Raw genomic sequence first — 24,675 nt, 5'->3', positions numbered from 1 at the left:
GCGGGCGTGTCGTAACGCTCTCGTTGCGACGGGTCGAACTCGCGTGCAATGACTGAGGTACGCGTAGTCGACACGATGGATGAACGCGAGGACGCCTTCGCGGTTCGCCGGACGGTGTTCGTCGAGGAACAGGACGTCGACGAGGAACTCGAGTACGACGAGTACGAAGCGGAATCGACCCACTTCGTCGCCTACGACGGCGACGAGCCGATCGGAGCCGCCCGGCTGCGGGTGCCCGAACCGGGGCTCGGGAAAGTCGAACGCGTCGCCGTCCTCGAGTCGCGACGCGGGGAGGGGGTCGGTCTCGCGGTGATGAACGCCCTCGAGGAGCAGGCTCGGGAGGCGGGACTCGAGTCGCTGAAACTGCACTCCCAGACCCACGCCGCCCCCTTCTACGGCCGTCTGGAGTACGAACGCTACGGCGAGGAGTTCGAGGAGGCCGGGATACCGCACGTGAAGATGCGGAAGTCGCTGTCGTAAGGTTCGCTACAAACGCAACTATTCGAGTTGTGGCAACTCACCCGTTCGTTCCTTCCGAACGAGATCACGGACGAACAGTCGGATCTGGCGATTTAGGTCCTCACGATCGTCGTAGGAGTAGATTCGGGCCTCCCAACGATCACGAATGGCTGCGATCATCGCGCTACGGACACCCGATTCGTGCACGAATACGACTCGTTCTCGTCGGTGATCCGCGGCGTTCTCGGCGTACAGCGCCTCGAGCACGGACCCCACTTCGATCCCGACACCGAGATTATCACCGACGGCGGGAACGACGTAGACGACCGCGTTGCTCGCTCGAGCGAAGGCGATACTTTGGGTCGCGGCGTCCAGCTCCGAGAGAGGTACGTCGATATCGATCGCGAGAAATGCACTGACACCTGCATTCGTTCGCAGGTGATCGCGAACCTCGAGTAGGAGATCCAGTGCCGCCTCGTCACGCTCGAGGTCGTGGTTAGCGTCAGTGAGTGTTCCGAAGTCGACCGATTCCAGAACTGTATCGGAATCGGCGGTTTCGAGCGCGTGCTCGACGTCGAACGCCTCGTACGGTCCCATCACGTAGACGAGGAATCGTGATCGCGGTAACTCGCCCAGTTCGTCGATGATCCGATCACGCATACGCGACGTGCTCACTCCGACTATATAAAGTAGGCCGATTTCAGCAATTACTGACTCAGGGAACGCTTAAGCACGAGGCGATTCAACACTGTCGCATGGCAGAGTCCGAGCGCTCGGCACGTCGATCCGGGGACGAATTGCTTCCGGAGCAGAGCATCCTGAGTCTGGAAGAGTACCTCGAGATGCAGCGCTCGATCGGGAACGAAACGCGGTTTCGCGTGCTCAATACGCTGGTCGAGACGGGGCCACAGCACGCGAGCGAACTGCGTGACAGCCTCGAGATCCGATCGAATACGTTACACTATCACCTCGACGAACTCGTTGACGTCGGCCTCGTCGAGAACCGAAAACGGAAGGATCCCGATAGCGAGGGGCTATACTCGTACTACCGGGCGACCTCACTCGGTGAGGGGATACTCGAGCACGGCGTCCGCGAACTGATGCGACGCGAGTGGGACGCGCTTGAGGCGTACAGCTAAGAGAACGGGAACAGGGAAATATCCACGAAAAGAGTACTACGCTGCTATCGTGGCAACAGGGATTTCCACGTCCTCCCCATCCGATTCGTTCGCTCCTTACAGTCGCTCACTCATCCCTCGCACGGCTTCGGCTCACGGTTCCCTGTCGGTCACCGTGATCCAGCGCGCGCCACCCGCAGTAGCGTACCGATCCGAAGTGGGATGGAAGTCGTCCGAATCGAACGATTACTCGAGTCGCTGCTCCCACCCCTCGACGTCCATCGACTCGCCGCTGACCCCGTCGGGGCCCTGGGCGGCGAGCAGAACGGCCGCGTCGTCCATCACGTCCGGATCGAGAATTCGTTCGCGCTCTTCGTCGGGCAGGTGCGCCCAGATGTCGGTATCGACCCGACCGCCCGGATCGAGCGCGTTGGCGTTGACGCCGTGCTCCTCGCCCTCGAGTGCCGTCGTTCGGGTGAGTCCCTCGAGTCCCCACTTCGAACTCACGTAGGGGCCGACGCCGGCCATCGCTCGCCGGCCGAGCCCCGAGGAGATGTTGATGACGTTCCCCCGTTCCTGGTCGTACATGTGGGGCAGGACTTCGCGGGTAAAGCGGAAGACGCCGGTGAGGTTGATCTCGAGGACGGCCTCCCACTCCTCGTCGGTGACGTTCACGAGACCGCCGTCAGAGTCCATCGGTGCCACGCCCGCGTTGTTGACGAGCGTGTCGATGCGACCGAATTCCTCGAGCGTCTGTTCGATTACGTTTGCGACCGCGTCGCTGTCCCGGACGTCCGCGGGCACGACGAGCGACTCGGTCGGGAGATCGGCGGCGACCTCGTTCAGTCGGTCCTCATCGCGTGCGGTGAGGACGACTCGAGCGCCCTCCGCCGAAAAGCGTTCGACCATCGAGCGACCGAGACCGCGGCTCGCGCCGGTAACGATCACGACGTCGTCTTCGAGTGCTGGCATAGCGGATCAATGACCCTCTACCGGCTTGAAGATTGGTTCGAACGGCCGTCACTCGGCACCGAATCGCTCCCGCACGTACCGCGCGACGAGACCGAGGATCGCCAGCGCCATCGCGGCCGCGAAGGCCACGACGAACGCCGAGGTTGGTTCGGTGACGGTCTCGAGTTCCTCGGGGACGAACTCGCCCGCGAGCACGCTCGCGATGGCGAACAGCGCGAGCCCACCGAGGTTCAGCAGGTGCGAGTTCGTCTCGGGGACGACGTCGGGATCGTTCAACAGATAGAGGATGACGGCGAGGACGAAGGGCGTCCCGACGAGGCCGAAGGCGAGCACGAGGACGAGCAGTTCGAAGAAGGCTCCCTCGAGAAACGCGCCGACGGCCGAGACGAGCGCGACGGCGACGATCGCCCCCCGGTAGCGCGAATCCTCGACGGACTGTTCCCAGCCGAGTTTGTCGGCGAGGAGATACGGTGGAACGATCGTGTTCCCGCCCAGCGTCGAGACGGCCGCCCCGAGGAGGCCGGCGAGGAACAGCCACGTCGCGTACTCGCCGGCGACGGGACCGAGGACCTCGGCGGCCTGGATCGCGTCGAGCGTCGCGGGATCGACGCCGGCGTCGGGAAGCACGCTCGCCGCGACGAGGAAGACGGCGAGGCTGAAGATCCCGAAGGCGACGAGCATCGAACTGACGACGTCGAAGGTCGCGATGTCGCGGTCGCCCTCGGTCCAGCCGCGAGCCCGCATCGTGTAGCTCTGCATCGTCAGGAGCGTGATGTGCACCGCGCCGCCGAGGACGCCGGCGGCGACGACCGCGCCGCCGACGCCGGCCGGCATCTCGGGTGCGAGTCCGGACGCGGCTGCAGCCGGATCGATCGGAACGACGAACAGCGACGCGACAAAAGCCAGAACCACTAACGAGACGAGCACTTTGGCACCAATTTCGGCGAGCCGGTACCCTCCGCCGGCCAACCCGAGCGCGAGGAGTATCGCCCAGGTGACCCCCCAGAGGCGCGGATCGGCGAGCGCGAAGATACCGACGCCCGCCGTCCCGACGATCGTCGCGCTGACGTCCGCCAGCGTCTTCATGATCACGAGCTGGGCGAGTCCAGCGGCGAGGACGGCGTCGACGACCAGCACCCAGGCCCAGAACGAGCCGAGGTGCTCCTCGACGACAGAGACGATTCCGGCCTCGGTGAGCAGTCCCAGCCGCATCGCGAGATACTGGCCGACGGTGCCGAGGATCGCCGAGAGGACCACCACCCACAGCAGCGCGTAGCCGAAGCTCGCGCCCGCGACCAGCAGACTGACCATCGTCGCCGGTCCCGCGGCGATCGCTCCGGCGAGCCACGTCGGTCCTAACCGCTCGAGGTACGATCCGACCCGTCCGACTCCCCACGAATCCGACGACTGCGATTCGGTTGCCATCGGCTGTCCTTGCAAACTACAGCATATAACTCCGTGGTATTCTTCAGTGTCTCCGGTGGCGTCGATCGGTTACGCTCGAGACCGAACTCCCTGCGGTCGGGTTCGCCCCGATCAGTCCTCGGCCGTCGCCGCGGACGGCTCGAGTCGATCCGACGCCCGTTTCGGCGTCGTACACGAAACCAGCGCGAGTGCGAGGAGACCGAAGGCGATCATGATGAGGGCGACCGGGCCGGCGACCTCGCCGTAGCCGGCCTCGGGATCGATACCGAGCAGGGCGGCACTGGACAGGAGCGCGACCCCACCGGCGGCGGCGGGCAGCGCGACTCGCTCGGAAATCGCCGGTGGCCGTGGCTTACGCCCGGCGATCGAATCCAGGCTCGCGTGTCGTCCGGCGAGCGTGGCGGCGACGATTGCGCTCGCGAAGACGAGCGGGGCGAGACGAACGAGTCCGAGTGCCGTGAGGGCGACGAGGTAGCCAACAGCGACGGTGCCCGCGAGTCGCGTCCGGTAACCCACGAGTAGTGCGATTCCGACGGTCGTCTGCACGACTGCGAAGGCGACGACCCACGCGGTCATCGCGGGGAGGACCGCTAGCTCGAGGAACGCGCTCATCGGCGCGACGTGTGCTTCGGCGATGGCCTCGAACACCTCGGTCTGGGCGTCCGCGCTCGCCCAGCCGGGAAGCGCGTTCGCCCCGGGCTCGGTCCGGACGACGATCTCCTGGAGGAAGCGGTAGCCGACGAAGACGCGAAGCGCGTCCGCGGCGACCGTCACCGGATTCGCACCACGGTAGACGAACGAGAGACCACCGGCGACGAGTCCGGCGAAGACGGTCATCTCGAGGCTCGTGAGGTGCACTCGAGTGTCGACCATCTCGGGGATCGAGAGCAGGTAGTAGACCGCGACGACGGCGAACCCGGCTGCGAGTGCCGGATACCACGTGTGGCGGATCGGCAGCGGCGCGTTGACGGCTCGCGTGAGGCGGCCGACGATGTCTGATCGTCGCCAGAGGATGCCGTCGAGCCCGTAGTACCGGCCAGCGTTCGCGACGAACGCGAAGGCGATAGGGACGGTGAACAGGGGCGACGTTCTGATCATTCCGAAGTGAAAGACAGGGATGAAGTACAGGATACCGAGGAGCGCCGCCGGCCGCGTCCACAAGCCGAGGATCAGACCGACGGCGGTCGCGATCTGAGCCGCCAGCGCGAGCGCCGTCCACAGCTCCGGATAGGGGATCACGACGGTCTCGAGGATCGCCGCGAACCAGCCGAATGTTCCGTCCTCGACGGCCCGTTCGGCGACGGAGAGAACCTCCGCTCCGGCGTCCGAGCCGATCCACTCCGGATTCGGACCCGTGGTGATCCAGCCGAGTTTCCACCAGCCGCCCAGCGTCAGTTCGTACAGGAGCAAGAACCCGGCGAAGACGCGTGCGAATGCGATCCACGGTCCCGCTCGTTCGTCGAATGCCGGTTCGTCCGCACTGGCCGACTCACTTAACATGTGGACTAAAAAATTAGTAGGGATTAATAATATATTCGGTTTAATTATTATATGGGGTGGTGACACGACAGCTCCACGTCGTTCACATCGTTCGCTGACAGCGCAGAGAGCCGGTGCTCTCGATACGCCGTGAACTGCCTCGGGTTCAAGTGGTTCGAGATGCCGAAAGCATCTCGTCATCACGAGAGAGCAGAGCTCTCTCGAGGGTCATCGAGGTGCTCCATCTACGTCGCCTGTCGACCACTATCGACAGAAAACCGCGGCTCCCGCGAGCGTCGTCATCCGATCTGCTGTAACTGTTTACCGAAGCGATCGCAAGACGGTCCACTGTCGCTCCGGAACTGACTTACAGCAGACCGTCTCAGTCCTGCCAGCTCGGATTCTCCCGCGGCGGGCTGAAGATGTCGACGCCCCGAACCGTCTCGTCCCCGCGGTTCTCGGCCGCGTGAGGTTGCTCGCCCGGAATCGCATAGGAGTCGCCGGGACCGCAGACGACCTCCTCGCCGTCGCTGCGGAAGACGAGTTCGCCCTCGTAGATGAATCCCGTCTGCTCGTTGGGGTGGCTGTGTTCTTCGACCGCCGCACCGGGTTCGATCTCGAAATGCTGGACGTTCATCGAGTCGGCGCCGGCCATCAGGGCCAGGTGGACGCCGTCGGCGGCTTCGGACGGCTCGAGGTCGTCGAGGGAAATCCGTTCCATAGCGTCTGCGTCGGCATCCGGGGCAAAAAAGGCTCCTCAAGCGGTGATCGGCCGCACCACCACGACCGTCAGTCGCCGACTGCGACCACTCCGTCGTCCGTGGGAACGATCAGTCGACCGTCAGCGATCGTCGGCGAGCGATAGGGGTTCGACGATGACTCGAGGTCGACCTCGTCACGTCGTTCGCCGTCGGTTCCGTAGACGGAGACGCCTGTTCGCGTACACGGCGACGATGGGGGCGGATCCCGGGTACGACAACCTCGTCGGCGCATGCTTGATGCGCTTCCTGCTGAATCTCGCCGCGTTCCTGATCTTCCTCTCGATGCTCCCGGCACCGTGGTGACGCCGTGGTCGTCGTATTCTGCGGTGTGTGGATGGCTGCGAGACGCGCGCGTCGTTGTGCTTCGAGCCCTGCGATGACTCGAGTCCGCTAACAGCTCACGAAACCACTTCCGCCCCGCGTGCCGAACCTTGAACTACCGTCCCCGTTCACTTCGACGTATGTACGCCGTCGTCGGCTGTAGTGAGTGCTCGAACCTCTGGATCATCGAGGGCCGCTCGGAGACCACGCAGTGTCCCCGCTGTGGCTCGCGGCGGGGCTACGAGAAACGCAAGAAGTTCGTCGAGACCGAAGACGCCGGACACGCCCGCGACGTCCGCGCTTCGATGCTCGCGAGTCGACAGGGCGAGGGCGAAGCCTTCGCCAAACTGGACTCCTTCGACGCCCTCGAGGACGACGTCGCCGAGGGGGTCGTCGACGACGCGGAGTACCTCGAGGAGTCCGGACTGGATGTCGACGAGGTCGAAGCCGCCGGTGACCGCGACCCGCGCCAGCCGAGTCGCAGCGGAAGCAAGAAAGAGATCGTCAAACGCGCCCTCGAGGAACTGGATCAACCGACCGAAGGCGAGGTCGTCGAGTACGCCGACGAGCGCGGTGTGTCGGCCGAGTACGTTCGGGACGCCCTCGAGAAACTCACGAGTCGCGGCGTGGTGAGCGAGAGCGGCGGCCGATACCGGTCGCTGTAGTCCGTCAGTGACGGTGAATCGAGCGGAACGTCAGGGCTTTGGACCGCGGGTCCCAACGTCGGGCATATGGACGAGACGGTGGACGTACAGGGGACGGCGATCGGCGTCGGAACGATCGTCGCGCTCGCGTTCTTCGCGTACGGCAGGTATATCGACGAGACGATTCTCGGACTTGATCCGACGATGCTGGCGATCGGCGCGTTTGCCGCGACGTTCGCTGCTATCGCCGTTCTCCACGGCGCGTACGGTCGGCGCGACTTCGCCGTCGCTCACGCCGTTGCGGCGGTCGGACTGGTTCTGGTCGCGCCGGCCGCGAGCGCCCTACAGGTGCTCGGCGGCTACCTGCTGCTCGTCGGCGGCGGCGCGTACATCGCGCTCGTGACGATCCGGACTCGACGGGCGGAGCGCGAGGTCGCCGGCTGAGCGACGATTTCTCGAATGCCGCGCCGGTCTGCGGTTCGCTCACCGACCCAGATCTTCGTGTGCGCTTGCCAGATGTCGGGAGGCCAGCGCCGCAAGCAGGGAGAGTTCGCCGGCTAACGCGCCGACGGCGATGATCTCCGCAAGCGCGTCGGCGTTCGAGCCCGCCGGCTCGCCGCCGCCCCGGAGACCGAGAATCTCGAGTGCCTCGGACTGCGTCGGCAGTTTCGTGCCACCGCCGACGGTGCCGACCTCGAGGGAGGCCAGCGAGACGCTGGCGTAGAGGTCGGACGTGCCGTCCTCACGCTGTCGGGCGTCCATCGTCGTGATCGTGTTCGCGGCCTCGACGACCTGGGCCTCGTCCTGGCCGGTCGCGAGGAAGGCCGCGGCGACGACGTTCGCCGCGTGAGCGTTGAAGCCCAGACTGCCGGCCTTGGCGCTGCCGGTGAGGTTCTTGCGGGTGTTGGCCTCGGCGATTGCGTCGGCGGTCGTATGTAGGCGCTCCTCGACGAGTTCGCCGGGGATCAGCACGTCGGCCGTCACCGAGCGGCCCCGGCCCTCGACGGCGTTGATCGCGGCGGGTTTCTTGTCGGAACAGAGGTTCCCCGAGAGGGCGACCAAAGAGGCAGGCGTCTCGCTCTCGACTATCTCGCAGGCCTCGCCGGTCGCGATGGTGGCCATGTTCATCCCCATCGCGTCTTTCGTGTCGTAGGCGAATCGCAGGTAGACCGAGTCGCCGACGACGTACGGCTCGATATCGAGGAGTTCGCCGTGGCTCGTGGTCGACTCGGCGGCCTCGGCCAGCGTGTCGAAGTTATCGTTGACCCACTCGACGGTTTCGGCGGCCTCCGCGACCCCGTTTACGCGGAAGACCGGGGCTCGAGTCATCCCGTTTTTCGTCACGCGAGCGTCGGCACCGCCGGCGGTGCGGATCACGCCGAGGCCGCGGTTGACCGACGCGAGCAGCGCGCCCTCGGTGGTCGCCAGCGGTAGGTAGTGTTCGCCGTCGGCCGCGCCACCGTCGCTCGCGCCGCTCGCGTCGCCGTTGACGTCGACCGGACCAACGATCCCCATCGGAATCTGAGCCGCACCGATCATGTTCTCGATGTTCGGCTCCGCTCGCTCGGCGGGGAACGTGTAGTCGCCGATCGACTCGAGATCGGTCCCGGTTTCGCGTTCGACGAACAGCCGGCGGGCCTCGGCTGCGGTATCGTGGTCTGCGTGCTCCTCGAGTTCGTGAATGCGAAGGTCGCCCTCGCGTACCTGGGTAGCAAGGTCCTCGGGGTCTGTCATGCGTTGGCCAAGACAGCGGTCGGTCCTAAGGGTTGCTGATCGTCGTGGCTCGAGGACGGGCCATCGGATCGAAGCCGCACGCGGTATTTGGCTTTCGACGGACCGACCGTGGTCCATCCTCCGTTATCGATCGGGACCGCCTCGAGTGCCGCCGGCCGCCGACCCGCGATACCCCAGGACGAACTCGGCGGCGACGAGCACGAGGAACGCACCGCCGGCGATCGCCAGAATCAGTTGGCTCTGGAAGTCGGCCGTCGACTCCGCGAACATCGCCGCGAACACCATCGTGGCGATCACCGCGAATCGGACCCTGCTCCGCGGGTCGACGTCGGTGTCGGTTCTCGCGAGATAGAGCTGCGGAACGGCCACGGCCAGCCCGGCGAACAGGAGGAACGCGAGTACCGGATTGTCGCCGTACCGAAGGTCCAGCCACTGCTCTGCGGCAGTAATGGCGACAACTGCGGCAACGAGGAGGAGAAACGAGCCCAGGATGACGCGGTTTTCTCGGGAGACCATACCGGCGTATTCGATCGAAGAAAGTTAGAAGTTTTGTCACTCCCGGCCGATTCGAATCGGCCGTGGGTCCGACCGTCGGCTACGGGTCAGTCGGGGCCGGCCGGACCTCGTCGACCGTCATCCGGTGCCACCGGAGCACCTCGTAGCAGACGAGTGCGAACAGCGAGCACGCACCGATGAACGCGAGCACCAGATACCATATCCCGCTCGCGTCGGCGGCGAACAGGGTCGCGAAGACGGCCGTCGCGACCGTTACGAACTGGATCCGTTCTCGAGACCACGGCTCCTCTTCGGTCGCGGCGAGGTAGAGCTGCGGGCCGACCACGGCGATACCGCCGAATACGAGAAACGACAGCACCGGGTGATCGTGCAGCGACGCCCCGAACTGGTGTTCCGCGATGTTCGAGCCCGTGAGGGCGACGACGAACACCAGGAGCGAGCCGAAGACGATCCGGCCCTCGCGGTCGATCATATGGCCAATTCTACGGCCTCACAGGTCAACCTTGTGCTGAGATGCAGTTTTAGCATCTCCAGGGATAGATCGACGGATCATCATACTGCCGCAGCCGTCTCGTCATGACTCGCCACCGACAGCGGGCCGTCGGACCCAACTGTTTTGCCCTTCGCCTGCACGCTTGCTGCTATGACAGCGGCCGCCGACCTCATCGTCACGAACGCGGAGGTTCACACCCTCACCGACCCCGACACCGTCCACGAGGCCGTCGCCGTCCGCGACGGCGAGATCGTCCGTCTCGGCGACGCCGACGAGCTCACGTTCCTCGAGGGCGTCGAGACCGACGTCCTCCACTGCGAGGGCCGAGTCGTCCTCTCCGGCTTCATCGACGCCCACACGCATATGGAGCAACTGGGTCAGCACCTGGTCCACGCGGACCTCTCGAGCGCCGACAGCGCCGAATCGTGCGTCGATCTCCTGACTGAGCAAGCCCACGACGATCCCGACCGCGAGCACGTCCTCGGCTTCGGCTACGACGAGAGCGCGTGGGACGGCTCGCGGACGCAGCCGCTCACACGCGATGAACTCGATCGAGTCAGCGAGGAGCGTCCCGTCGTCGCGTTGCGCGTCGATCTCCACACGGTGTCGCTGAACACGGCCGCGCTCGAGGCGTTCGCGGACGACCTGCCCGACGACGATCTCCGGTACGCCGAGGGCGAGCCGACGGGCGTCGCCGTCGAAGACGCGGCCGAGGCCGTCAGATCACAGTTGACGGCGGGCCGCGAGGAGATGCGCGAGGTGCTCACCGCGGCGATGGCACACGCGGTCGAACTCGGCGTCACCGGCGTCCACGACAAGGTTCGCGGCTCGAGGGCGCCGCAGATATATCGGGAACTGGCGGCCGACGGCGAGCTCCCGATACGGGTTCGGCTCGACTACTGGAGCGACCACCTCGAGTCGCTCGTCGACGTCGGACTCTCGACGAACACCGGCGGCGACCGGGTGCGGACGGGTGCGATCAAGTCCTTCTCCGACGGGAGTTTCGGAAGTCGAACGGCCAGAGTTCGGGAGCCGTACGCGGACGCCGAGACGGACGGAGACAACGTGCGCGGCCAGTGGGTTGTCGACCCCGACGAACTCGCGTCGGTCACCGACCGAGCGAGCGACGAGGAGTTCCAGATCTGCGTCCACGCCATCGGCGACGAGGCGATCGAGGAGACGCTCTCGCTCCTCGAGGAGACTCCCAACGCAACCACGGCGCGCCACCGGATCGAACACGCGGAACTGGTGACGGACGACCACCTTGAGCGAATGGCCGAGGCCGGAATCGTGGCGTCGATGCAGCCGAACTTCCACCGCTGGGCCGACGAGGGCGGGCTCTACGATCAGCGACTCGGCCGGGAGCGTCGGAACCGAACGAATCGGCTTCGACGGGTGCTCGAGGCGGACGTTCCCCTCGCCTTCGGCTCCGACTGCATGCCCCTCGATCCATTGCTCGGGCTCCAGTACGCGGTGAACGCGGGCACCGAGGCCCAGCGGCTGTCGGTCACCGAGGCGCTGCGAGCCTACACGCACGGCGCGGCCTACGCCGGGTTCGACGAGGACCGACTCGGAACGCTCGAGGTGGGGAAACGGGCCGATCTGGTAGTGCTCGAGGAGTCCCCGTGGGACCACTCCGAACGGATCGACGAAATCGACGTGGCGACGACGGTGGTCGACGGCGAGATCGTTTTCGACGCTCTCTCGTAGCGGCGAACTGTTTCGACTCGAGGACGCGCTTCTCCCCTGCGAATCCCGGTACGACGTTTTTGGATCGACCGCTCGAGAGGGTGAGTGAGGTACCTGCCTCGGATTCCAGATGACCGAGACTGACAAGACGAGCTACACGGACTTCCTCGGCGAGGTACAGCACCGAATCGAGGCCGGCACGCAGGCCGAGGCCGTCAGAACGACGCGCGCCGTCCTCGAGACGATCGGCGAACGCGTCGACGAGGGCGGCGCGACGGATATCGCCAGCCCGCTCCCGATGGAGATCGACCGGTATCTCCTCCACGTCGACCACGGGAACGACTACGACTTCGACGAATTCGTCGAACGGGTCGTCGCTCGCATGAGCTACGAGGATCTCGACCTCGAGACGAACTACGGCCGGCCGTCAGACGTCGACGAGTCCGACGCGGTGTTCCGCATCAAGGCGGTCGTCGCGCTGTTGAACGAGACCGTTCCCGGCGACGGAATCGCGAACGTCGAACAACAGTTCCCTGACGAGTTCGACGAGATGTTCGAACTCGTCGACGCCGAGGGGAAGCCCTGGGAGCAGCCGGATCAGTCGGAGTGATCGGCGACGGACCGGCGACGGCGAACCTCGATATCACTCGAGGTCGATCCGACATCCCCGTTCACTCGAGAGCCACTCGACACCCCGTCTTCGCCGATTCGTAGGCGGCCTCGATCGCCTGTAGATCCGCAACCCCGTCCGCACCATCGGGTTCCGGATCCGTGCCGGTCAGCACGCAGTAGCCGAAGTAGTCGAACTCCTCACAGACCTCGTCGATCGGCGGGCCGGTGTACTCCATGCGCAGATCGCCGCTCTCGACGACCATCTCCTGGGGAACGACGCCGCCAAAGGGCGAGGCGATGTGGATCATCCCCTCGGTGCCGACCAGCTCGAGCCGACTGCTCGCGTGGGCGTCGAAACTCGCCGTACAGGAGGCCGTCGCGCCGGTGTCGAACTCGAGCTGGAAGGCGGCGTGCTCGTCGACGGCGTCGAACGGCTCGCCGCTCGAGTGTGTCGTCGCGTACACGCCCTCGGGATCGCAGTCGAGGACGAATCGAGTGGTGTTCAGCGGGTAGACACCGAGGTCGACCAGCGCGCCGCCGCCGGACAGGTCGGGATCCAGTCGCCAGGAGTCGGGACCGGCATGTTCCAGAAGCGGGTGGGAGAAGCCCCCGTGGACCTGGACCACCTCGCCGACGACGCCATCGCGGACGAGCTCCCGCGTGCGACGGACCGTCGGCTCGGTCTGGAGTCGATACGCGGTCATCAGCGTCACGCCGGCATCGGCACAGGCGTCGACGATCTCTCGGGCGCGCTCGAGGCTCGTATCGAGGGGTTTCTCACAGATGACGTGTTTCCCGTGCTCCGCGGCTGCGATCGCGTACTTACCGTGAGTCGCGTTCGGCGTCGCGACGTAGACCGCGTCGTACGTCTCCGCGTGGTCGCCGGCCAGAAACGCGTCGTAGTCGACGACGTGCGAGACGTCGAACGACTCCGCGGCGGTCCGCGTTCGGTCGGGCGAGCCGGTGACGAGCATCGTCGTCTCGCAGTAGCTCCCGTCGGCGATGCCCGGGAGTGCGCGATTTCGGGCGAAACCGCCGACGCCGATCACGGCGAGTCGGACCGTCCCGTCGGGTTCGTCTCGCTCCCAGTCTCGCCGTGTGAAGTTCGCGAAGGCGTCCTCGAGTGACATACACTCTCCTCCACTCTCAAACGGAAAGTCGTCAGTGGCGGCCCGACGGAGAGTCGGCTCCGAATACCTGTTCCCAACGGAGAAAAACCAACTCCACGTTTTCAACTTCGGTACCAGCCGATGGTATTCCGTCATATATCCGTATCGAAGGAAAAAGTTATTCAATATCGCCCTGTGATGTTCAGTCACCCACAGGTGACGTGATATGGTTAAAATGGAAACGGCAGAGCTGGAGACTGATCTGAGTCTGTTCAAATACGACAACCTCGAACAGCTGCCGCCCCGTTATCGGGGATTAGAGGAGGACGAACGAACCGAACGCATCGAGGCGGCGCTCTCCGCACTCGGCGACGACGTCGTTATTCTGGGCCACAACTACCAGCGACGCGAAATCGTCGAGCACGCCGATTTTATCGGTGACTCCTATCAGCTTTCGAAAGAGGCTGCGAACGCAGACGCCGAGTACGTCATCTTCGGCGGCGTGACGTTCATGGCCGAAAGCGCGGACATCATCACCGACGACGACCAGACCGTCATCCTGCCGAGCATGGAGGCCTCCTGCCCGATGGCCGGAATGGCCGAAGCCCTACAGGTTGACAGCGCGTGGGCCGAGATCACGGCGGCCGCGCCGGACGCGAACATTATCCCGATCACCTACATGAACTCCTACGCGGATCTGAAGGCGTTCTGTGCGAGTCAGGGCGGACTCGTTTGTACCTCCTCGAACGCGCACAAAGCGTTCGAGTACGCCTTTGAGAAGGGCGATAAGGTCCTCTTCCTGCCCGACAAACACCTCGGGGAGAACACGGCCCACCGGATGGGGATGGAAGATCGAATTGCGGAGTGGGATCCGTGGGATCCCGAGGGGAAAGACGCCGACGAGGTCGCCGAGAGCGATATCATCCTCTGGGACGGCTACTGCCAGGTCCACGAGCGATTCCGCGTGGACCACATCGAGCAGATCCGGGCCGAACACGACGACGCGAAGGTCATCGTCCACCCCGAGTGCCGCCGCGAGGTCGTCGAGGCCGCCGACAAATCCGGTTCGACGGCGACAATTTGTGAGACCGTCGAAACGGCCGATCCCGGCGACACGTGGGCCATCGGCACCGAGATCCACCTCACCGAGCACCTCCAACGCTGGCACCCCGAAGTGAACGTCCTGCCGCTCTGTGGCGACGCCTGTATGGACTGCAACGCCATGCGCCAGATCGACCCCAACTACCTCACTTGGGTGTTAGAGGAGCTCGTCGAGGGTCGTGAACGCAACGTCATCGAGGTCGCCCCCGAGGAGAAGGAACTCGCGGGCGTCGCACTCGATCGAATGCTCGAGATCTGATTCACGATGACCGCAACTCACAATCACGACCACGAAATTGCGGACGTTCTGGTCGTCGGCAGCGGAATCGCGGGCTGTGCAGCCGCCCTGCAGGCCGCCCGCGAGGGAGCCGAGGTGTGCTTGCTTACGAAGGCGACGAAACCCGCCGACGCCAGCACCGACTGGGCCCAGGGCGGCATCTCGACGACTCGCGGTGATCCGGAGAGCCTCGAGGAGGACATTATCGCGGCCAGCGACGGCACCGCCGATCCCGACGCGGTCGACGTGCTCGTCGAAAACGCCGACGACGCCGTCGAAGACGTGCTGCTCGAGACGCTCGAGATCGAGTTCGACGAGACGGACGAGGGAGAGTTCGACTACACGCGGGAGGCCGCACACTCGAACTACCGCATTCTCCACGTTGACGCCGCAACGGGCACGCACATCTTGCGACCGTTCCTGAATCACATCGATAGTCACGACCGGATCGAGGTCAGGCAGGATACCGCCGCGCTCGAGTTGATTACGCACGAGGGCCGCGTCCACGGCGTCGTGAGCGACGAAGATCCGACGGGGAATCCGATACTCGCCGGCACGACCATCCTCGCGACCGGCGGCATCGGTGCACTCTACACGCGCTCGACCAACCCCGACGACGCGACCGGCGACGGGATCGCGATGGCCGCCCTCGCTGGGGCGGATGTCGCGGACCTCGAGTACGTACAGTTCCATCCGACCGCCTACGATGGGAGCGAGGCGCGTGGCGCGTCGGAGCGAAGCGGCGAAGTCGCGGAGCAAGACACGTTCCTGCTGTCCGAAGCGTTGCGCGGTGAGGGTGCAGTCCTTCGGAACGGGGACGGCGAGCGGTTCATGGACGACTACCACCCGCAGGGCGACCTCGCGCCGCGGGACGTCGTCGCCCGCGCCGTCGAGACCGAACGCGAGACGACCGGAGAGGTCGTGCTCGACGTGAGCACGCTCGAGGGCGCGTTCGCCGAGGAGTACCCCGCCATCGCCGAGAAGTGTCGCGACCGCGGTATCGAAGGCGACGAGATTCCGGTTGCACCCTGCGAGCACTTCCTCTGTGGCGGTATCGACGTCGACGACCGCGGTCAGACGAGCCTCGACCGACTGTACGCCGTCGGTGAGTGTGCACGAACTGGTGTCCACGGTGCGAATCGGCTGGCGAGTACCAGCCTGCTCGAGGGCCTCGTCTGGGGACTGCGCGCGGGCGAAGACGCTGCGGGTCTGGACGCTGACCCCGAACCCGTCGAGGCGCCCGACCTCCGCGACAGCGACCCGGACCTCCCCGAACGCTTCGCCGCGGAGAAGTCGATCCGGCTGAAGCGGACGATGGACGAGTATCTGGGCCTCGAGCGCGACCCCGACGAAATCGCCCGCGCGAGCGCCGTCCTCCGGCGACTCAAGGGCGAGGTCGACGCCTACATCCGCACCCGGACGGCTCGGGACCTCTACGAACTCCGGAACGCGAGCGTGACGGCCCTGCTGATCGCTCGAGCGGCGAGCGAGAATCCGGAATCGACGGGCTGTCACTACGTCGCGAACGACGCGAACGAGACGCCCGGCGAACCCGAACAGCCGGCGGACGACTAACCCACAATGATCACGAACGCACAGGTCGAGCGCTGGCTCCGCGAGGACGTCGGCCACCACGACGTGACGAATCAGGTTCCCGGCGAGACCGCGGGGCGCCTCGTCGCGAAGGAGCCCGGCGTTGTCGCCGGGCTCGAGGCCGCAACGGCCGTCTTCGACTATCTCGGCGTCGACGTGCTCGAGTCGCTCGAGGAGGGCGCGAACGTCCAACCTGGCGACGAACTCCTCCGCGTCGAGGGGCCCGCACGCGAGGTTCTGCGGGGCGAACGCGTCGCCGTGAATCTGGCAGGTCACGCGTCGGGAATCGCCACGCGGACGCAGCAGGTCGTCGATCGTGCTCGCACCGAATCCGACGACGTGCGGATCGCCGCGACTCGCAAGACGACGCCCGGACTTCGGGGGCTCGAGAAACGCGCCGTCGTCGCGGGCGGCGGCGATACCCACCGACTCGACCTCTCCCATATGGTGATGGTGAAGGACAACCACGTCGCGGAGATGGGACTCGAGGGCGCGGTCGACCACTTTCAGGAGCGGACCTCGTTCGCGACGCAACTCGACGTCGAGGTCGAGTCCGTCGAGGACGCGCCGCGGGCCGCCGAGGCCGGTGCGGATATCGTCCTGCTCGACAACATGACGCCCGAGGAGACCGGAGACGCCGTCGATGCGCTTGCGGCGTACGACGGCGTGCTCTCGGAAGCGAGTGGGGGGATCACGCTCGGGACGGTTGCGGCGTACGCCGCGACGGGCGTCGACGTTATCTCGATGGGATCGCTTACTCACTCCGCGCCGTCACTGGATCTGTCGTTTCGGACGGGCGACTGACAACAGTCGGGGTCAGAGAGTCGTCTTTTTCGCTCGAGCGATCGGTACGGTCCGTGTCGGAGGTGGCTCGAGTCTGTGAGGACTGCGGCGCGTTCTTATCGGATGATAGACACTGTACTGTTCGTGATCGTTCAATGAACGGGAGGCATACTACAGATGTGAGTGGAACGGTTTAATCACCGTTATAGGAAAACAAATCTTCTATTGAGCAGTCAAAGTAGATTGCAAGTTTGAACGCAAGTTCGAGTGAGGGATCATATCGACCCGTTTCAAGTGCATTGATTGTTTGTCGAGTTACTCCCACTTCCTTAGCGAGATCTTCCTGTGTCAAATCATGCATCGCACGATATACCTTTAGTTCGTTGTCCATAGATTACTCGATGTATCGGTAATATCCAAAATACAGTCCGTATATTGCCAATCCAATGAATACATACAGTATGCTCGATCCTTCTTCCGGAAAGAACCCGAAGACCGCGTCGACGAATATAATATTTATTAACCACCAGAACGAGTTGAGGCTAACCTTTCCGTGTAATTCGGTGGTGCGCTCGTCCTGCAATGCGTTTCGATCACGAGTGGCGGACACTGCTCTGTACCCAAAGAACCCAAGAATGCCGACTGGTACGAGGAGCCCCAAATAGCTCACGGGCGGAAGATCGTAGTATTGGAAGACGAGCATTCCGCCACCAAAGATGAGTACCGCGCCAGCTAACAGGACGATTCCTTTCCGCTTCTGACGTTCAATATTTGATGGGAGTTCACTCATTGTGCCACCGGCCATTCGACTTCCCAACCTCCTTTTTGTCGAGGGTGATGTCAACCCTGCTTTCCAATATGGTATGTGTCCTTTCCATATAGTGTATCTTACACGACTTAATATAGTATTTTTGGACTTTAATGACTGCTAGACTGTGTCGACTTTCGATGAGAAACTACGTTGCCCGAGGCGTCATCCTGAGGCGAATGTGTCTGTGACGTTGAGGATATCGACAGTGACGAAGCAGATGGACGCTATCACAAGGCCCTCAGAACACTATAACCCGAAGCAGTATGGCGATTCACCAGAGCCATCAATTTGACTTCCAGACTGACGACCCTCGGCTCTGTTGAAATTCAACTATCTAAATACACTTTAATCTGAAACAGCTGGTCGATGAGAACTGTGAATTGATTACCAGTATATTGCTGGTGGGATATAATCAACGAGAAAGTGTACATACAGGGCGAACCTGTAAATCCAGAGGATTACAATAGAGCCTCGAGACTACTATGTCTTGTTAGCATTACCCTTGACGGTAAGGTCATAGAGAGAACTAACAAGCGCACCTATGATGTAGAAATACACCATGTAAATGATTAATCCGATCCCACCTGGAAGACGTCCGTGAGTTACCAGGGGGACCGGTTCAAGAATGCTGGCTAGTCCTCCAAGAAAGAGATTTGCTGGAAAGAGAACTACTTCTGTTAGTGTGTCCAGCATTGATCTTACCATTTCAAAATCACCATCTGGGAATAACGCGATGAATAGGAAGTATTGTAGAGGCAATGCTAACAGCGCAATGAACACTGTGATCGTAATTTTATCTGGGCTGATGAATTTTTTCCGTATAGCCATATGATGGGTACCTTTATAGTTGTGTATTTTCATTATCCCAACACTCGCTTACAATTCAATAACAATCTCCCCAGCAGCTGGGGTTGGTATATTGACAGCAGTCACATCCGTAGGTGTAAGTGGGTGTGCAACTTTCATTGCAACAGCCGATGCATTCCCTGACGCATTCACAGCAATCATCGTCTGTTGGGCAAGATGGTGGACAGGTGTAGTGTTGAGTGGTCACGTCACCGGAAAGTGACTCTGTTACTTTTTCGACATTGTTATCGTTGTTTTCTTCCCCGGTTGTAAAACTCTCTAGTTTGTCTCCGTCTTCTATCGTTCTAGTTGCGAAAGGATCCTTGTCAGATTCTGGGTAGATTATTATGTTTAGTGGCCCACTCTCTGTTTTTCTAATTAAGTTCAGTTGAGGGACTGGTCCATTATCTCCCTTTCTCTTCTTGATCACTTCACCTTCTCCGCTTTCGTCTGGTTCTGAAACTGTTTCTACTTCCAGATCTAGTTCTTCTCGAGATTCGTTGATGGACTCAAGCAGTGCGTCAACAAATTCTTTTTCCGTGTCGATTGCCTCGTTGAAGTTGTTACTGCTTTCGTATTTCTTGATGAGGTCGTTTGTATTTGCACTGGCAACGCCGCTGAGTGCACCTGTACTAGCTACAGATGTAACTGCCATTGTCTGGAGTATCCTTCGGCGTGATACATCTGGACTGGTGTTTTGGTTGGGATTGTTTGGGCTATCTCCCATACTCTGAAATATATCCATTCCTAAATAAACTTAATTGGATGATTTATATGGGGACGAGTACCTTACCCACTTCCATTTCATCCATTCTACTCCCGCCAGAATTCAAACTGATCATAAATAATAACCACATACTCTCAATACAATAGTGTATATGTATTAATTATACAATTTCATGCAGAATTCGATTAGGAGACTAAAGATGGTAGATGTATTAATGACAATGAATAATAAAGTTCATGTAGGGGTGGTATGATTGGTACAATAATGAGTAGAGATGTAGCTCAAGCTATTGTAAAGCATTCAGAACTATTTCATGCTCTTTACGAAAATCCGATGTATAAACGGGAATTGGCTGAAAAGATGGGCGTTTCTAAGAGTACGGTCTACAATGCGCATAAAGAATTAGAAGAGTATGGATTAGTTAAGAAGAAAAATGGTATGTATGAGTTAACAAAGCAGGGGGAGTTGGCTACGGTCATTCATTATGGATATATGAATCAAATATTCTACCTAACTACACTAGATGGCATGGCTTCTTCCGATTAGTAGAAACCACTTAAACTAGCCAATTAAATATAAATTATAGTGACTGTATTTCTGAGTTGCATGTCGAAGAAAACTGACTGTGCGAATTCAAAGAGAAGAGATTCGACTCGCCGGACGTTCCTTGGTGCTGTTGCAGGGAGTACGATTCTTGCCAGTTCAGCATTGGGAACTGTGGTTGCAAAATCTGGACCAAACGTGGATATGGCCGACTTCAGTGTTGAGGGACGAAAAATAACTACTGTCAAAATCACTCCTAGTGAAGTGGAAGTAACGACAAAGAAACAGAGTCCCCAACTTCAAGATCGGTATGGGAAAAGTTCGCTAGAGGTGACTCAGACCCACGAGCGTCCAGAGCCAGAACGAGACGATCTTCCTCGAGAAGACAACTTTACGGAGACGGAGGAGTGGAAGGATATTGTAGCGATGGAAGATGAGTGGGCCAAACTAACTGAATCGGATAATGCTGACCAATTGCTGGTCTCGATGTCAGAGAATGGTGAGATCGGCCCGGCAGCTTCCTATCCGAGTGAGCATCCAAAGTACTACCACAACAATGAGGACAACATGTTCACTCTCAGTGGTCCAATCAATTTGGTTGGTAGTGTTCAGTTTTCGGATGCTGATGACTGTGCAAGCACTATTGCCAGTAATGGGACTGGGAGCTACACCTGGACGACGTCAGTCACCGACGCAACTCGATATGCGATGATTGATGGGCAGTTTGAATCTCATGATGAATCTGTCGCGTCAGGTCCCTTTGGTTTTACTGGGAGAACTCATGGGCGGTTATGGGATTCTGGAACTCAAGTGCTCATTGCTGCCCATGAGGATGATACAGTTCCTCATGAAGCAGTCTCGTATCTCGAAGCTGAGGAAAGGATTGATGGCTTCATGGATTCTTTCACTGACCACTACGATGTGGATAATGCCGAAGACCCCAGCGGAAGCTCACTTCTTGATCATAACGGGAAAGCCACTCTTGTGTTTGATAGTTTATAGTTGACATATTCACCGGAGACCAAAATCACCTCGGATTCCGGCGTTCGAACTCGTCCTCGAGCTTGGTCGCGTCGGATAGCCGATCGAAAACCCCGGCCGTGGTGAATCGCCATACGGCGTTGAATTTGCCTAGCTCACAGCATGCTTGATGTTGTAGACGGCACACATTAGGACGATTTCACGGAACTCTCGACACCAACTTTGCGCACGCACGGCGTCGACGATAATTCGTCCGGCGGCAGTAGTGTTTGATGGCGTTTTCGCGGTCGAAAAACGTCGCATCCATCGCTGCATGACCAGATGGCTCGTGGAGCTGCGCCGACAGGAGCAGCACTACTCACCAGATGGCTCGTGGAGCTGCGCCGACAGGAGCAGCACTACTCGCCAGACCGCCATCTTGATCCTGCCAAATGCCTTCACGAGTCGAGTGGTCAGGGAAATCGGCTTTCTCAAGGCCGATCTCCGCCAGTATTTGTGGCATTTCGGTCAAGAGATCGAGCGCTTCACGGTAGGACTTTTCCGAGTAAATCCGTAGACAATGCAGCGAAACGACCGCGTAGTCGGCGAATCCGTCGCCACCCTACGGGGCGGCGGATTCGCCTCGACCATTAACAGCATTTTAGCTAACGTCACGACCTTCCCGGTGAAGCGGGAAATTTTGGACATAGAGCATCCGCCGTTTCCCGCTTCAACTCCTAGTTGTATCGGATCACGTCGGCGTAGTCTGGTGATTCACCAGAGCCGACTTTTGTATAATCTGTGTAGTGTTACACTTGCTATGAACAGCAAATAATGAACCCAAATGCGATTTTGTTACCTGCCTGACCTGCACCTACCGCTGGACACGGTGACGTTCCGCTTCGGAGGGGTTACGGAGCGAACGTGGATTTCGCCCCGTTGCGCCTGCCAGTATGTCACTTTTCCACATTCGTCGGGTAACGTCGCCGTATGACAGAGCTCCCGTTGACACCCGATTCGGGCTGGAATTCGCTGTATCTCGCGGGCGAGTGGACGGAGCCCGACGATCGCGAGACGATCGCGGTCGAGAACCCCTACACGCGTGAGGCGATCGCGACCGTTCCGGCCGGGACCGAGGACGACGTCGATCGGGCCTACGAGGCCGCGAGCGAGGCCCAGAAAGAGTGGGCCCAGCAACCGCCCCAGGCACGAGCGGGCGTGATCACCGCCGCACTCGAGTTCGTCCGCGAGCACCGCGAGGAGATCATGGAACTGCTGGCCCTCGAGTCCGGCAGCACACAAGTCAAGTCCGGGGCGGAACTGCAGACGGCGACGGGGATGATGCAGCAGGCGGCGAGCTACCCGTTCCGAATGGATGGCCAGCAGATGGAGTCGACCATTCCCGGAAAGGAGAACGTCGTCGAGCGCCAGCCCGCCGGCGTCGTCGGCGTCATCTCGCCGTGGAATTTCCCGCTGCATCTCTCGATGCGAGCGGTCGCGCCGGCCATCGCGACCGGCAACGCGGTCGTGCTCAAACCGGCCTCGAACACCCCGATCACGGGCGGCTTGCTCCTCGCGCGGATCTTCGAGGAAGCCGGCGTGCCGGAGGGCGTCCTCAATGTCGTCACCGGCAGCGGCTCCGAGATCGGTGACGCGATCTCGGACCACGAGACTCCGCGGGTGCTCGCCTTCACGGGGTCGACCGAGATCGGCCAGCGAGTCGCCGCGAACGCGGCCGGCAACTGCGCGCTTCCCGCGCTCGAACTCGGCGGGAACAACGTCCACGTCGTCACCGACGAGGCCGACCTCGAGCGCGCGGTTGACGGCGGCGTCTTCGGTTCGTTCCTCCACCAGGGCCAGATCTGCATCTCGATCAACCGCCACCTCGTCCACGAGGACGTCTACGACGACTACGTGGGGATGCTCGCAGACCGCGCGGCGAATCTTCCGACCGGCGATCCGACCGACGAGGACACCGTCGTCGGACCGATCATCGACGAGGGCCAGCGCGATCAGATCCTCGAGTACGTCGAGACCTCAGTGGACGAAGGCGCGACCCTCGAGACGGGCGGCGAGCACGACGGACTGGTCGTCCAGCCGACGGTCCTCTCCGACGCGGACAACGACATGGCTGCGGCGTGTAACGAACACTTCGGCCCGGTCGCGCCCGTGATCCCCTACTCGAGCGACGAGGAGGCGATCGAACTGGCCAACGACACGATCCACGGCCTCTCGGGGTCGGTCCACAGCGAGGACCTCGCGCAGGCCCGATCGATCGCCGACGGTATCGAGACGGGGATGATCCACATCAACGATCAGCCGGTCAACGACGAGCCCCACGTCCCCTTCGGCGGGATGAAACAGTCCGGACTGGGCCGGTACAACGGCGAGTCGATCCTCGAGGAGCTGACGACGACGAAGTGGATCTCGGTCCAGCGCGAGTCTCGAGAGTACCCCTTCTAGGTCGAAGCCGTCCCGTCGTCGCCGCTTTTACTCGAACCACGAGAACAGCCGGCCCCAGCTCCAGACGACGAGTGCGAGCAGCGCGACGGCCATCAGAACGTAGAGGGGAGCTGCGTCGGCTGCAGGGCCGTAGGTCGGCACGATGTCCTCGAGCAGCCCGGTCCGATAGAGCAGTCCGACTGCCGAGAGGACGAGCAGCGAACCGACGACTACGGCGACTGCCAGTCGGTTGTTGGCGATCCGTGATTGCTCTCGATTCGGGTTGCCCATCGGACTCTCGGCCGTGGTACCAGCCGGTGACGTGAAACAGTTGCACCTGCACCCTCTGGTTGGCCGGACCGATCGATTCCCCTTCGACGAACGCACGAACGTTCTTACTCTGCGACGTGCTACAGTACAGACAGAGATGGGCTCACTGGACAGCAGACGGCCACGGTCGACGAGATGGCAAGAGAGCGCGGCGTGGTTCGTCGCCGTGCTCGGAATCGCACTCGGGGTCGCCGGGCTGGGACAGGTGTATCGCTACCCCGAACCGATCGTCGTCCAATCGATCGAAAGCCTGCTCGTGATCGCGCCGGCGCTCGCACTCGTCTACACGGGCTACTGGGTCGCGATGCAGCGGCGTTCCTACGAGGATCAGTGGTCGATCGCGACGTGGTCTCTCGTCGGCTCCCTCACCGCCGGACTGCTCGTCTCGGGCTTCCTGCTCGCGGAGTGGCTCGTCGGAAACGCCGTCGCGGATTCGTCGCTTTTGCTCATCATCGGCATGTTGAGCGGCGGCGTCGTCGGTTTGGCCGCCGCAGCGGCGAACCAGCGACACACCGTCGAACTGGGGTCGCTCGAGGAAGCGGACGCCGCCGACGGACAGGGTGACATCGACTCCCTCTCGCCGCACGCACGAACCGTTGCCAGTCTCGCGTCCGATACGCGAGCATGGTACACGCTACAGGCGGTATCGCTCGCCGACCGGCCGCTCGGCGTCGAAACGATCGCGGCACAGATCGCGTCGCTCGAGGGGACGGCCGAGGAGGCGGTCTACCTCGATCTCGTCCAGCATCGACTGCCGAAACTGGCCGCCGACGGGGCGCTCGAGTACGACGCGGCGAGTAGTGTCGTTCGTCCCGCGGACGCCGACGAACCGGTCGTCGCCACCATCGAAGCGCTCGCACGACTGCCCGACGAGAAACAGTCATCGGTCGAAGAGTAGTTCCTCGCGGCACATCTCCGCCGGCCTCGGGT

At 61.8% G+C, this 24,675-nt stretch carries 28 protein-coding genes and 2 pseudogenes; 14 read left to right on the top strand and 16 right to left on the bottom strand.

All coding sequences use genetic code 11. From position 1 onward, the window contains the following. Nucleotides 1–48: 48 nt before the first annotated feature. Entirely contained in the window at nucleotides 49–480 is a 432-nt protein-coding gene (locus ACSFDB_RS06000) for a GNAT family N-acetyltransferase (RefSeq protein WP_440770095.1), read from the top strand. 18 nt (nucleotides 481–498) lie between these two features. Here the strand turns inward: ACSFDB_RS06000 and ACSFDB_RS05995 are convergent, their stop codons facing one another. Beyond that, nucleotides 499–1,119 carry a DUF7509 family protein gene (locus ACSFDB_RS05995; protein WP_440770094.1) on the bottom strand — a complete coding sequence of 207 codons (621 nt, stop codon included), beginning with the start codon at nucleotides 1,117–1,119 and terminating at the stop codon, nucleotides 499–501. A gap of 95 nt (nucleotides 1,120–1,214) precedes the next feature. Here ACSFDB_RS05995 and ACSFDB_RS05990 point away from each other — a divergent pair, with 95 nt between their 5' ends. Further along, entirely contained in the window at nucleotides 1,215–1,598 is a 384-nt protein-coding gene (locus ACSFDB_RS05990; RefSeq protein WP_440770093.1) for a helix-turn-helix domain-containing protein, read from the top strand. A gap of 225 nt (nucleotides 1,599–1,823) precedes the next feature. Here the strand turns inward: ACSFDB_RS05990 and ACSFDB_RS05985 are convergent, their stop codons facing one another. The 4 genes from ACSFDB_RS05985 to ACSFDB_RS05970 form a co-directional block, all read right to left on the bottom strand. After that, complete coding sequence (locus ACSFDB_RS05985) at nucleotides 1,824–2,549, bottom strand: SDR family NAD(P)-dependent oxidoreductase (protein ID WP_440770092.1); 726 nt, start codon at nucleotides 2,547–2,549, stop codon at nucleotides 1,824–1,826. Between the two features lie 48 nt (nucleotides 2,550–2,597). Further along, a complete protein-coding gene (locus tag ACSFDB_RS05980) occupies nucleotides 2,598–3,974 on the bottom strand; it encodes an NRAMP family divalent metal transporter (protein WP_440770091.1) in 1,377 nt (458 codons plus the stop codon). A 111-nt stretch (nucleotides 3,975–4,085) separates the two neighbouring features. Further along, a complete protein-coding gene (locus ACSFDB_RS05975; protein ID WP_440770090.1) occupies nucleotides 4,086–5,474 on the bottom strand; it encodes a DoxX family membrane protein in 1,389 nt (462 codons plus the stop codon). Nucleotides 5,475–5,835: 361 nt separating this feature from the next. Next, the gene (locus tag ACSFDB_RS05970) at nucleotides 5,836–6,174 is read right to left on the bottom strand and encodes a cupin domain-containing protein (RefSeq protein WP_440770089.1); all 339 of its coding nucleotides are present in this window, start codon (nucleotides 6,172–6,174) and stop codon (nucleotides 5,836–5,838) included. 154 nt (nucleotides 6,175–6,328) lie between these two features. Here ACSFDB_RS05970 and ACSFDB_RS05965 point away from each other — a divergent pair, with 154 nt between their 5' ends. From ACSFDB_RS05965 to ACSFDB_RS05955, 3 genes are all read left to right on the top strand, one after another. After that, nucleotides 6,329–6,517 carry a hypothetical protein gene (locus tag ACSFDB_RS05965; protein WP_440770088.1) on the top strand — a complete coding sequence of 63 codons (189 nt, stop codon included), beginning with the start codon at nucleotides 6,329–6,331 and terminating at the stop codon, nucleotides 6,515–6,517. 158 nt (nucleotides 6,518–6,675) lie between these two features. After that, a complete protein-coding gene (locus tag ACSFDB_RS05960) occupies nucleotides 6,676–7,200 on the top strand; it encodes a DUF5817 domain-containing protein (RefSeq protein WP_440770087.1) in 525 nt (174 codons plus the stop codon). 66 nt (nucleotides 7,201–7,266) lie between these two features. Beyond that, nucleotides 7,267–7,623, top strand: coding sequence for a hypothetical protein (locus tag ACSFDB_RS05955; protein WP_440770086.1), 357 nt, complete (start codon nucleotides 7,267–7,269; stop codon nucleotides 7,621–7,623). 39 nt (nucleotides 7,624–7,662) lie between these two features. Here the strand turns inward: ACSFDB_RS05955 and hmgA are convergent, their stop codons facing one another. The 3 genes from hmgA to ACSFDB_RS05940 form a co-directional block, all read right to left on the bottom strand. Then, a complete protein-coding gene (gene hmgA / locus ACSFDB_RS05950; RefSeq protein ID WP_440770085.1) occupies nucleotides 7,663–8,913 on the bottom strand; it encodes a hydroxymethylglutaryl-CoA reductase (NADPH) in 1,251 nt (416 codons plus the stop codon). A gap of 123 nt (nucleotides 8,914–9,036) precedes the next feature. Next, nucleotides 9,037–9,429 (bottom strand): hypothetical protein, encoded by a 393-nt coding sequence (locus tag ACSFDB_RS05945; protein ID WP_440770084.1) that lies wholly within the window; start codon nucleotides 9,427–9,429, stop codon nucleotides 9,037–9,039. A 79-nt stretch (nucleotides 9,430–9,508) separates the two neighbouring features. Next, nucleotides 9,509–9,901, bottom strand: a complete 393-nt coding sequence (locus tag ACSFDB_RS05940) for a hypothetical protein (protein ID WP_440770083.1) — start codon at nucleotides 9,899–9,901, stop codon at nucleotides 9,509–9,511. A 171-nt stretch (nucleotides 9,902–10,072) separates the two neighbouring features. Here ACSFDB_RS05940 and ACSFDB_RS05935 point away from each other — a divergent pair, with 171 nt between their 5' ends. Both ACSFDB_RS05935 and ACSFDB_RS05930 read left to right on the top strand, forming a co-directional pair. Beyond that, nucleotides 10,073–11,632, top strand: coding sequence for an amidohydrolase (locus ACSFDB_RS05935; RefSeq protein WP_440770082.1), 1,560 nt, complete (start codon nucleotides 10,073–10,075; stop codon nucleotides 11,630–11,632). A 109-nt stretch (nucleotides 11,633–11,741) separates the two neighbouring features. Then, nucleotides 11,742–12,221, top strand: coding sequence for a DUF2267 domain-containing protein (locus ACSFDB_RS05930; protein ID WP_440770081.1), 480 nt, complete (start codon nucleotides 11,742–11,744; stop codon nucleotides 12,219–12,221). Between the two features lie 61 nt (nucleotides 12,222–12,282). Here the strand turns inward: ACSFDB_RS05930 and gfo6 are convergent, their stop codons facing one another. Beyond that, nucleotides 12,283–13,353 (bottom strand): D-xylose 1-dehydrogenase Gfo6, encoded by a 1,071-nt coding sequence (gene gfo6, locus ACSFDB_RS05925; RefSeq protein ID WP_440770080.1) that lies wholly within the window; start codon nucleotides 13,351–13,353, stop codon nucleotides 12,283–12,285. Nucleotides 13,354–13,558: 205 nt separating this feature from the next. Between gfo6 and nadA the strand changes: the two genes are divergently transcribed. The 3 genes from nadA to nadC are packed head-to-tail and all read left to right on the top strand — an operon-like array spanning nucleotide 13,559 to nucleotide 17,107. After that, nucleotides 13,559–14,692 (top strand): quinolinate synthase NadA, encoded by a 1,134-nt coding sequence (nadA, locus tag ACSFDB_RS05920; RefSeq protein WP_440770079.1) that lies wholly within the window; start codon nucleotides 13,559–13,561, stop codon nucleotides 14,690–14,692. Between the two features lie 6 nt (nucleotides 14,693–14,698). Next, nucleotides 14,699–16,285 carry an L-aspartate oxidase gene (locus tag ACSFDB_RS05915; protein ID WP_440770078.1) on the top strand — a complete coding sequence of 529 codons (1,587 nt, stop codon included), beginning with the start codon at nucleotides 14,699–14,701 and terminating at the stop codon, nucleotides 16,283–16,285. 6 nt (nucleotides 16,286–16,291) lie between these two features. Further along, the gene (nadC, locus tag ACSFDB_RS05910; protein ID WP_440770077.1) at nucleotides 16,292–17,107 is read left to right on the top strand and encodes a carboxylating nicotinate-nucleotide diphosphorylase; all 816 of its coding nucleotides are present in this window, start codon (nucleotides 16,292–16,294) and stop codon (nucleotides 17,105–17,107) included. A gap of 172 nt (nucleotides 17,108–17,279) precedes the next feature. Here nadC and ACSFDB_RS05905 read toward each other — a convergent pair whose 3' ends face one another. The 4 genes from ACSFDB_RS05905 to ACSFDB_RS05890 form a co-directional block, all read right to left on the bottom strand. Continuing rightward, nucleotides 17,280–17,477, bottom strand: coding sequence for a helix-turn-helix transcriptional regulator (locus tag ACSFDB_RS05905; protein ID WP_440770076.1), 198 nt, complete (start codon nucleotides 17,475–17,477; stop codon nucleotides 17,280–17,282). 3 nt (nucleotides 17,478–17,480) lie between these two features. After that, nucleotides 17,481–17,876 carry a hypothetical protein gene (locus ACSFDB_RS05900; protein ID WP_440770075.1) on the bottom strand — a complete coding sequence of 132 codons (396 nt, stop codon included), beginning with the start codon at nucleotides 17,874–17,876 and terminating at the stop codon, nucleotides 17,481–17,483. Nucleotides 17,877–18,377: 501 nt separating this feature from the next. Beyond that, nucleotides 18,378–18,758: a hypothetical protein gene (locus tag ACSFDB_RS05895; RefSeq protein WP_440770074.1), complete on the bottom strand. Its 381-nt coding sequence runs from the start codon at nucleotides 18,756–18,758 to the stop codon at nucleotides 18,378–18,380. Between the two features lie 22 nt (nucleotides 18,759–18,780). After that, nucleotides 18,781–19,470, bottom strand: a complete 690-nt coding sequence (locus ACSFDB_RS05890) for a hypothetical protein (RefSeq protein ID WP_440770073.1) — start codon at nucleotides 19,468–19,470, stop codon at nucleotides 18,781–18,783. Between the two features lie 264 nt (nucleotides 19,471–19,734). Here ACSFDB_RS05890 and ACSFDB_RS05885 point away from each other — a divergent pair, with 264 nt between their 5' ends. Beyond that, nucleotides 19,735–20,016: a helix-turn-helix domain-containing protein gene (locus ACSFDB_RS05885; protein WP_440770072.1), complete on the top strand. Its 282-nt coding sequence runs from the start codon at nucleotides 19,735–19,737 to the stop codon at nucleotides 20,014–20,016. A gap of 60 nt (nucleotides 20,017–20,076) precedes the next feature. Then, nucleotides 20,077–21,015 (top strand): hypothetical protein, encoded by a 939-nt coding sequence (locus ACSFDB_RS05880; RefSeq protein WP_440770071.1) that lies wholly within the window; start codon nucleotides 20,077–20,079, stop codon nucleotides 21,013–21,015. 129 nt (nucleotides 21,016–21,144) lie between these two features. Here ACSFDB_RS05880 and ACSFDB_RS05875 read toward each other — a convergent pair. Together ACSFDB_RS05875 and ACSFDB_RS05870 are read right to left on the bottom strand one after the other, a co-directional pair. Beyond that, a pseudogene (locus tag ACSFDB_RS05875) lies at nucleotides 21,145–21,306 on the bottom strand (IS5/IS1182 family transposase); the annotation flags it as partial. Further along, nucleotides 21,236–21,681, bottom strand: a pseudogene (locus ACSFDB_RS05870) (IS5/IS1182 family transposase); the annotation flags it as partial. The pseudogenes ACSFDB_RS05870 and ACSFDB_RS05875, both read right to left, overlap by 71 nt. A 282-nt stretch (nucleotides 21,682–21,963) precedes the next feature. On the opposite strand from ACSFDB_RS05870, the gene ACSFDB_RS05865 reads away from it, so the two are divergent. Further along, nucleotides 21,964–23,436 (top strand): aldehyde dehydrogenase family protein, encoded by a 1,473-nt coding sequence (locus ACSFDB_RS05865; RefSeq protein ID WP_440770070.1) that lies wholly within the window; start codon nucleotides 21,964–21,966, stop codon nucleotides 23,434–23,436. 27 nt (nucleotides 23,437–23,463) lie between these two features. Here ACSFDB_RS05865 and ACSFDB_RS05860 read toward each other — a convergent pair whose 3' ends face one another. Further along, nucleotides 23,464–23,706 carry a hypothetical protein gene (locus ACSFDB_RS05860; protein ID WP_440770069.1) on the bottom strand — a complete coding sequence of 81 codons (243 nt, stop codon included), beginning with the start codon at nucleotides 23,704–23,706 and terminating at the stop codon, nucleotides 23,464–23,466. Nucleotides 23,707–23,842: 136 nt separating this feature from the next. Here ACSFDB_RS05860 and ACSFDB_RS05855 point away from each other — a divergent pair, with 136 nt between their 5' ends. Continuing rightward, on the top strand, nucleotides 23,843–24,643 hold the full coding sequence (locus ACSFDB_RS05855) for a DUF7344 domain-containing protein (RefSeq protein WP_440770068.1): 801 nt from the start codon (nucleotides 23,843–23,845) through the stop codon (nucleotides 24,641–24,643). Nucleotides 24,644–24,675 lie beyond the last annotated feature (32 nt).

It is taken from the genome of Natronorubrum amylolyticum, from assembly GCF_052040145.1.
GTDB lineage: Archaea > Halobacteriota > Halobacteria > Halobacteriales > Natrialbaceae > Natronorubrum.
Note: the sequence above shows the minus strand (reverse complement) of the source record. Positions and strands in the feature narration are given on the sequence as shown.